This window comes from Stenotrophomonas sp. HMSC10F07 (assembly GCF_001807895.1).
Taxonomy (GTDB): Bacteria; Pseudomonadota; Gammaproteobacteria; order Xanthomonadales; family Xanthomonadaceae; genus Stenotrophomonas; species Stenotrophomonas sepilia.
On sequence record NZ_KV791442.1, the window covers coordinates 62,414 to 69,526 of the forward strand.

Here is a 7,113-nt window from a genome sequence, read left to right on the forward strand (position 1 = left end):
AGCGGCGTATGATTTGCAGATTCCTAACTCTGGATTAGCAATGGATACACTTCGCTGCATGCAGGCCTTCGTCGCCGTGGCCGAACGCGGCAGCTTTGCAGGGGCCGCCGAAGAGCTGCAGGTGTCGGCGGTGATGGTGGGCAAGTACATCCAGCAGTTGGAAGCACATCTGGGCACCGCGTTGCTGCAACGGAACACCCGCCGCCAGCGCTTGACCGAAGCCGGCAGCGCCTACCTGGCCGGGTGCCGGCAGGTGCTGGAGCAGGTGCAGCAGGCCGAGGCCGATGTGGCCGGCCTGCAGGTACAGCCGCGTGGCCTGTTGCGGGTCAGCGCGCCCACCACCTGGGGCAGCTGCGTGCTGGCGCCGCAGCTGGCTGGCCTGCTGCGTGCGCAGCCACAGTTGAATATCGAGCTGGACCTGAGCAACCGCCGCGTGGACCTGATCGAAGATGGCTTCGACGCGGCGATCCGGGTCGGGCCGTTGCCATCGCAGGAGGTGGTGGCGCGGCCGCTGCCGCCGTATGCGATGAGCCTGTGCGCGGCGCCGTCTTACCTGCGCAGGCGCGGCACGCCGCGAACACCGGATGACCTGCAGGGGCACGACTGCCTGAGCCACCTGGCCTGGCGCGGCGGGCATGGCTGGCAGTTGGCCAACGGCGAACAGGTCGACTGGGAGGCACGGCTGAGCAGCAACGATGGCTTCGCGTTGCGCGAAGCCGCCGTGGCCGGGGCCGGGCTGGTACTGCAGCCCACCGCACTGCTGGCGGCGGAGATCGCAGCGGGGCGGTTGAAGCCGCTGCTGCGCGACTACCTGCCCGAACCGCGGCCGATGCACCTGATCTACCTGCCCGATCGACGCCCGCGCCCGCGTTTGCAGTGCTTCGTCGATTTCGTCATGACCACATTGGGGCAATGATCATCGGGATAGATGGGGTCAGATCCCTTTGCCGAGGCAAAGGGATCTGACCCCAGGGGATCAATCATTCGCCGCAGACAATTCCTGTCCACGCACCTGCGCGGCGCGCAGTGCCTTGTCCACCAGTGCCTCGAAGCCGCCAGCCTGGAAGCTCTCGATCGCGGCCTGGGTAGTGCCGTTGGGTGACGTCACGCGGCGGCGCAGTTCTGCGGGGCTCTCACCGGCCTCATCCAGCATGCGCGAGGCGCCCAGCAGGGTCTGCACCACCAGCGTGCGCGCGGCGTCGGCCGGCAGGCCCTGGGCGATACCCGCCGCTTCCATCGCTTCGGCCAGCAGGAACACATAGGCCGGCCCGCTGCCAGACACGGCAGTCACCGAATCCATCAGCGCCTCACTATCGATCCACACCGTGCGCCCGGCACTGGCCAGCACCTGTTCGGCCTGCGCGTGCTGCTGCGCATCCACCGATGCAGTGGCATACAGGCCGGTCACGCCGGCGCCGAGCAGAGCGGGGGTATTGGGCATCGCACGCACCACCGGCAGGTTGCCACCCAGCCAGCGTTCCAGCTGTGCGCTGGTGATGCCGGCGGCGATCGACACCACCAGCGGCCGGTTTGCCTGGGCCAGTGCCAGCAGCGACTGGCAGACCTCACGCAGCACCTGCGGCTTCACCGCCAGCAACCAGGTGCCGCCCTGTGCGGCGGCATCGGTGGCGTTGTCGTGCACCTGCACGCCGAAGTCGGCAGCCAGCGACTCGCGCAGCGCTGCAACCGGTTCGGCCACATGGATGTGCGCGGCCGGCACGCCCTGGCGGATCAGGCCGGCGATCAGGCTGCGCGCCATGTTGCCGCCGCCGATGAAGGTGATGGAATCAGCTGCCATGGATGTCTCCTTGGAAAATCAGGCCGGTCGCGCGCGCGCGCCGAACAGGGCGGTGCCGATGCGCACCAGGGTGGCGCCCTCGGCGATGGCTTCTGCGTAGTCGCTGCTCATGCCCATCGACAGCGTGTCGACCTGCGCGCGCTGGGCGGCCAGCGACTGGAAAAGTGTGCGCATGCGCACGAATGCATCGCGGCGACGCTCGGCCTCGGGCCATGGCGCGGGAATCGCCATCAGGCCACGCAGGCACAGCGAGGGCTCGGCGGCAATCGCAGCGGCCAGCCCCTCGACATCCTCCGGTGCACAGCCGTGCTTGCTGGATTCATCGTCGATGTTGACCTGGATCAGCACATTCAGCGGGCCGCGTGCGGCCGGGCGATGGCGCGCCAGCGCCGCTACCAGCTTGGGCCGGTCCACGCTCTGCACCCAGTCGAAATGGGTGGCCACCGCCTCGGCCTTGTTCGACTGCAGGTGGCCGATCAGGTGCCACTCCAGCGCCAGGTGCTGCAGCGCCTGCATCTTGGCCAGCGCTTCCTGCACATAGTTCTCGCCGAAGGCCTGCTGGCCCTGTGCGGCCAGCGCAGCCACGGCCTCGGCCGGTTGGGTCTTGGAAACAGCCAGCAGGCGCGGATCGGGCCGGCCGGCCGCCTCGGCGGCGGCATGCAGGTTGCTCAGGATCTGGGGCAGGGGAGTGGCCACGTAACGCGTTCCGTTGAATCAGGAGGCTATACTGCCGCCCGGGGAAAGATCCTTCCAGTCGAAGCCGTTATTGGGGAGTAGCCGCTCATGGATATCGCCGAACTGCTGGCGTTTTCCGTAAAGAACAAAGCGTCCGACCTGCACCTGTCTGCAGGCCTGCCGCCGATGATCCGCGTGGACGGCGACGTTCGCCGGATCAACATCCCGGCCCTGGACCACAAGCAGGTCCACGCGCTGGTGTACGACATCATGTCCGACAAGCAGCGCCGCGATTACGAGGAATTCCTCGAAGTGGACTTCTCCTTCGAGATCCCGTCGCTGGCGCGCTTCCGTGTGAACGCGTTCAACCAGAACCGCGGCGCCGGTGCGGTGTTCCGTACCATTCCGTCCGAGGTGCTCACCCTCGAAGACCTGGCCTGCCCGCCGCTGTTCCGCGAGGTGATCCAGCAACCGCAGGGCCTGATCCTGGTGACCGGCCCGACCGGCTCGGGCAAGTCGACCACGCTGGCGGCGATGATCGACTACATCAACAAGAACGAATACGGCCACATCCTCACCGTCGAGGATCCGATCGAATTCGTGCACACCTCGCAGAAGTGCCTGATCAACCAGCGCGAAGTGCACCGTGACACGCATGGCTTCAACGAAGCACTGCGCTCGGCACTGCGTGAGGACCCGGACATCATCCTGGTCGGCGAACTCCGCGACCTGGAAACCATCCGCCTGGCACTGACCGCCGCGGAAACCGGCCACCTGGTGTTCGGCACCCTGCACACCAGCTCGGCGGCCAAGACCATCGACCGTATCATCGACGTGTTCCCGGCCGGCGAAAAGCCGATGGTGCGTTCGATGTTGTCCGAGTCGCTGCGTGCGGTGATCTCGCAGGCACTGCTGAAGAAGGTCGGTGGCGGCCGTACCGCAGCGTGGGAAATCATGGTCGGCACCCCGGCCATCCGCAACCTGATCCGCGAGGACAAGGTGGCGCAGATGTACTCGGCCATCCAGACTGGCCAGCAGTACGGCATGATGACCCTGGACCAGCATCTGCAGGACCTGGTCAAGCGCAGCCTGATCACCCGCAACCAGGCCCGCGAGTACGCCAAGGACAAGCGCCTGTTCGAGTAAGGCGGGACAGCGACGGGCGGCGCGCGCAATGGCGCGGCCGCTCCGTGTTGTTTCCTCCACCGACCGTTACCTGGTAAACCGCTTTCCGGGAGCCCGCCGTGAACACCACCGCGACCACCATCGATTTCACTTCGTTCCTCAAGCTGATGGCGCACCAGCGCGCCTCGGACCTGTTCATCACCGCCGGCATGCCACCGGCGATGAAGGTCAACGGCAAGATCTCGCCGATCACGCAGACGCCACTGACGCCGCAGCAGAGCCGCGACCTGGTCCTCAACGTGATGACCCCGGCACAGCGCGAGGAATTCGAGAAGACCCACGAATGCAACTTCGCCATCGGCCTGTCCGGTGTCGGCCGTTTCCGCGTGAGCTGCTTCTACCAGCGCAACCAGGTCGGCATGGTGCTGCGCCGCATCGAGACGCGCATTCCGACCGTGGAAGAGCTGAGCCTGCCGCCGATCATCAAGACGCTGGCGATGACCAAGCGCGGCATCATCCTGTTCGTCGGTGCTACCGGTACCGGTAAATCGACTTCGCTGGCGGCGATGATCGGTTACCGCAACCAGAACTCGACCGGCCACATCATCACCATCGAAGACCCGATCGAATTCGTGCACAAGCACGAGGGCTGCATCATCACCCAGCGCGAAGTCGGCATCGATACCGACAGCTGGGAAGCCGCGCTGAAGAACACCCTGCGCCAGGCGCCGGACGTGATCATGATCGGCGAGGTGCGTACCCGCGAAGGCATGGACCACGCCATCGCGTTCGCCGAAACCGGCCACCTGGTGCTGGCCACGCTGCATGCCAACAATGCCAACCAGGCGATGGACCGCATCGTCAACTTCTTCCCGGAAGACCGCCGCAACCAGCTGTTGATGGACCTGTCGCTGAACCTCAAGGGCGTGGTCGCGCAGCAGCTGGTGCCATCGCCCGATGGCCGCTCGCGCAAGGTGGCGATGGAGATCCTGCTGGGCACGCCACTGGTACAGGACTACATCCGCGACGGCGAGATCCACAAGTTGAAGGAAGTGATGAAGGACTCGGTCCAGCTGGGCATGAAGACCTTCGACCAGAGCCTGTTCGAGCTGTACCAGGCCGGCGAAATCAGCTACGAGGACGCGCTGCGCTACGCCGATTCGCAGAACGAGGTGCGCCTGCGCATCAAACTCAGCCAGGGCGGCGACGCGCGCACCCTGTCGCAGGGGCTGGATGGAGTGGAAATCTCCGAAATCCGCTGACCCGGCCGGCATCGGTCATGACCGGATTGATGAATTCCAGTCATGACCGACTGCCGTCCAACCGGTTCAATCCATCGCCACTGCAGGCGTATCGTCAGCACTCCCCCTCTGGAGTACGACGATGCAGACACGTGAACTCGGCCGCAGTGGCCTGAAGGTTTCCGCCTTGGGACTGGGCTGCATGGGCCTGACCCATGCCTACGGCCAGCCGGTCGAACCGAGTCAGGGCATCGCCCTGCTGCACGCCGCCGTCGAGCGCGGCGTGACCTTCTTCGACACCGCCGAAGTGTACGGCCCGTACACCAACGAAGACCTGCTCGGCCAGGCCTTGGCGCCCCACCGCGACAGGCTGGTGATCGCCACCAAGTTTGGTTTCAAGGACGCGCGCACCGATGCTGGCCTGGACAGCCGCCCGGAGAACATCCGTGCCGTGGCCGAAGCCAGCCTCAAGCGCCTGCGTACCGACCATATCGATCTGTTCTACCAGCACCGCGTCGACCCGAACGTGCCGATCGAGGATGTGGCCGGCACCGTGCGCGACCTGATCGCCGAGGGCAAGGTCGGCCACTTCGGCCTGTCCGAGGCGAGCGCTGCCACCGTGCGTCGCGCGCATGCGGTGCAGCCGGTCACCGCCGTGCAGAGCGAGTACTCGCTGTGGTGGCGCGAGCCGGAGCGTGAGCTGCTGCCGACGCTGCAGGAGCTGGGCATCGGCTTCGTGCCGTTCAGCCCGCTGGGCCGCGGCTTCCTGACCGGTGCGATCAACGCCGATACCACCTTCGACGCCAACGACTTCCGTAACAGCGTGCCGCGTTTCGAAGTGGAGGCGCGCCGCGCCAACCAGGCGCTGGTGGATCGCATCAGCACGATTGCGGCAGCGCGCGGTGCGACGCCTGCGCAGGTCGCACTGGCCTGGCTGCTCGCGCAGGCACCGTGGATCGTGCCGATTCCGGGCACCACCAAGGTTCATCGCCTGGAAGAAAACCTGGGCGCGGCCGACCTGCAGCTGGCGCCGGAAGAACTGCAACGCATCGCGCAGGCGCTGGACGAAGTGTCGATCGTTGGCGAGCGCTACAACCCGCAGCGTGCGGCACAGGCCAAGGGCTGACCAGCCGGTGAGTGCGGACCGTTGGTGGTGAGTGCGGACCGTTGGTGGTGGGTGCGGACCGTTGGTCCGCACTCCTTAACCCTCACCCCATCGGCCCGCGCAGCGCATCAAGCACCGTCCGCATCGCCACGGTCACGTGGCGGCGCGAAGGGTAATACGCGTAGTAACCATCGAAGTGCGGGCACCAGTCGTCCAGCACTGATTGCAGCCGTCCATCGTCCAGCATCGGCTGCACCTGGTCTTGCGGCAGCCAGGCCAATCCGCTGCCGGCCAGCGCAGCGGTGCGGGTCATGCCCATGGTGTTGAACGTCCACTGGCCGCTCACGCGCACGCTCAGTTCATTGCCGTCCTGGCCGAAATCCCACGGCATCAGCCCACCATGCGTGGGTAGCCGCAGGGTCACGCAGTTGTGCCCGGCCAGGTCGTCCGGGTGCCGCGGCACCAGGTGCTGGCGGAAGTAGCTGGGCGCCCCGACCACGCGCATGCGCAGCGGCGGGCTGATCGGTACGGCGATCATGTCGCGCGCCAGCCGCTCGCCCAGGCGGATGCCGATGTCGTAGCGCTCGGCCACGATGTCGGCCAACCCGTAGTCGGCCGCCAGTTCCACCTTCAAATCCGGATACTGCCGCAGCAGCGGCGCCAGTCTGGGCCAGGCGATGTACTCGGCGGCGTGGCCGGTGGCATTGATGCGGATGGTGCCGGCCGGGCGTTCACGGTACTCGGCCAGCGCGGCCAGCCCGTCCTCGATCTCGGCCAGGCGCGGGGCCAGGGTATCGAGCAGGCGGGCACCGGCTTCGGTGGTCGAGACGCTGCGGGTGGTGCGGGTCAGCAGGCGCACGCCCAGGCGCTGCTCCAGTCCGCGCATGGCATGGCTGAGCGCGGACTGGGACACGCCCAACTGGGCGGCAGCCTTGGTGAAGCTGCCCTCGCGGGCAACGTGGACAAAGGCCTGCAGATCGTTGAGATTTTCGCGGGGCATGCGGGGATGATACGGCCGGGCTGCGCCCGGCACCTGCTTCAAGCCAAGGCAACGTCAACGTCAAATGCGTGCATTCCGTGGGATGGCGTGGTGGGCCCGGTTGAGGGGGGCGCCGTAAATACGTCCATGCAGGCGCGGTCGCCGCTTGCTCGTGTGCGCTGTCCTGCGC

Annotated in this window: 7 protein-coding genes; 4 read left to right on the top strand and 3 right to left on the bottom strand. The window is 66.6% G+C overall.

All coding sequences use genetic code 11. The features are described 5' to 3' along the window. Nucleotides 1-40: 40 nt before the first annotated feature. Complete coding sequence (locus HMPREF3114_RS17270) at nt 41-916, top strand: LysR family transcriptional regulator (RefSeq protein WP_053499783.1); 876 nt, start codon at nt 41-43, stop codon at nt 914-916. Between the two features lie 60 nt (nt 917-976). Here HMPREF3114_RS17270 and proC read toward each other — a convergent pair whose 3' ends face one another. Together proC and HMPREF3114_RS17280 are read right to left on the bottom strand one after the other, a co-directional pair. Continuing rightward, on the bottom strand, nt 977-1,798 hold the full coding sequence (proC, locus tag HMPREF3114_RS17275) for a pyrroline-5-carboxylate reductase (protein WP_053499785.1): 822 nt from the start codon (nt 1,796-1,798) through the stop codon (nt 977-979). A gap of 18 nt (nt 1,799-1,816) precedes the next feature. Further along, a complete protein-coding gene (locus HMPREF3114_RS17280) occupies nt 1,817-2,494 on the bottom strand; it encodes a YggS family pyridoxal phosphate-dependent enzyme (protein ID WP_053499787.1) in 678 nt (225 codons plus the stop codon). Between the two features lie 87 nt (nt 2,495-2,581). Between HMPREF3114_RS17280 and HMPREF3114_RS17285 the strand changes: the two genes are divergently transcribed. The 3 genes from HMPREF3114_RS17285 (at nt 2,582) to HMPREF3114_RS17295 (ending at nt 5,965) form a co-directional block, all read left to right on the top strand. After that, the gene (locus HMPREF3114_RS17285; RefSeq protein ID WP_004147099.1) at nt 2,582-3,619 is read left to right on the top strand and encodes a type IV pilus twitching motility protein PilT; all 1,038 of its coding nucleotides are present in this window, start codon (nt 2,582-2,584) and stop codon (nt 3,617-3,619) included. Between the two features lie 98 nt (nt 3,620-3,717). Beyond that, nucleotides 3,718-4,860 carry a PilT/PilU family type 4a pilus ATPase gene (locus HMPREF3114_RS17290; protein ID WP_005415539.1) on the top strand — a complete coding sequence of 381 codons (1,143 nt, stop codon included), beginning with the start codon at nt 3,718-3,720 and terminating at the stop codon, nt 4,858-4,860. A 121-nt stretch (nt 4,861-4,981) separates the two neighbouring features. Continuing rightward, nucleotides 4,982-5,965, top strand: a complete 984-nt coding sequence (locus tag HMPREF3114_RS17295; protein ID WP_053499789.1) for an aldo/keto reductase — start codon at nt 4,982-4,984, stop codon at nt 5,963-5,965. Between the two features lie 82 nt (nt 5,966-6,047). On the opposite strand, the gene HMPREF3114_RS17300 is transcribed toward HMPREF3114_RS17295, so the two are convergent. After that, on the bottom strand, nt 6,048-6,944 hold the full coding sequence (locus tag HMPREF3114_RS17300; RefSeq protein ID WP_053499791.1) for a LysR family transcriptional regulator: 897 nt from the start codon (nt 6,942-6,944) through the stop codon (nt 6,048-6,050). Nucleotides 6,945-7,113 lie beyond the last annotated feature (169 nt).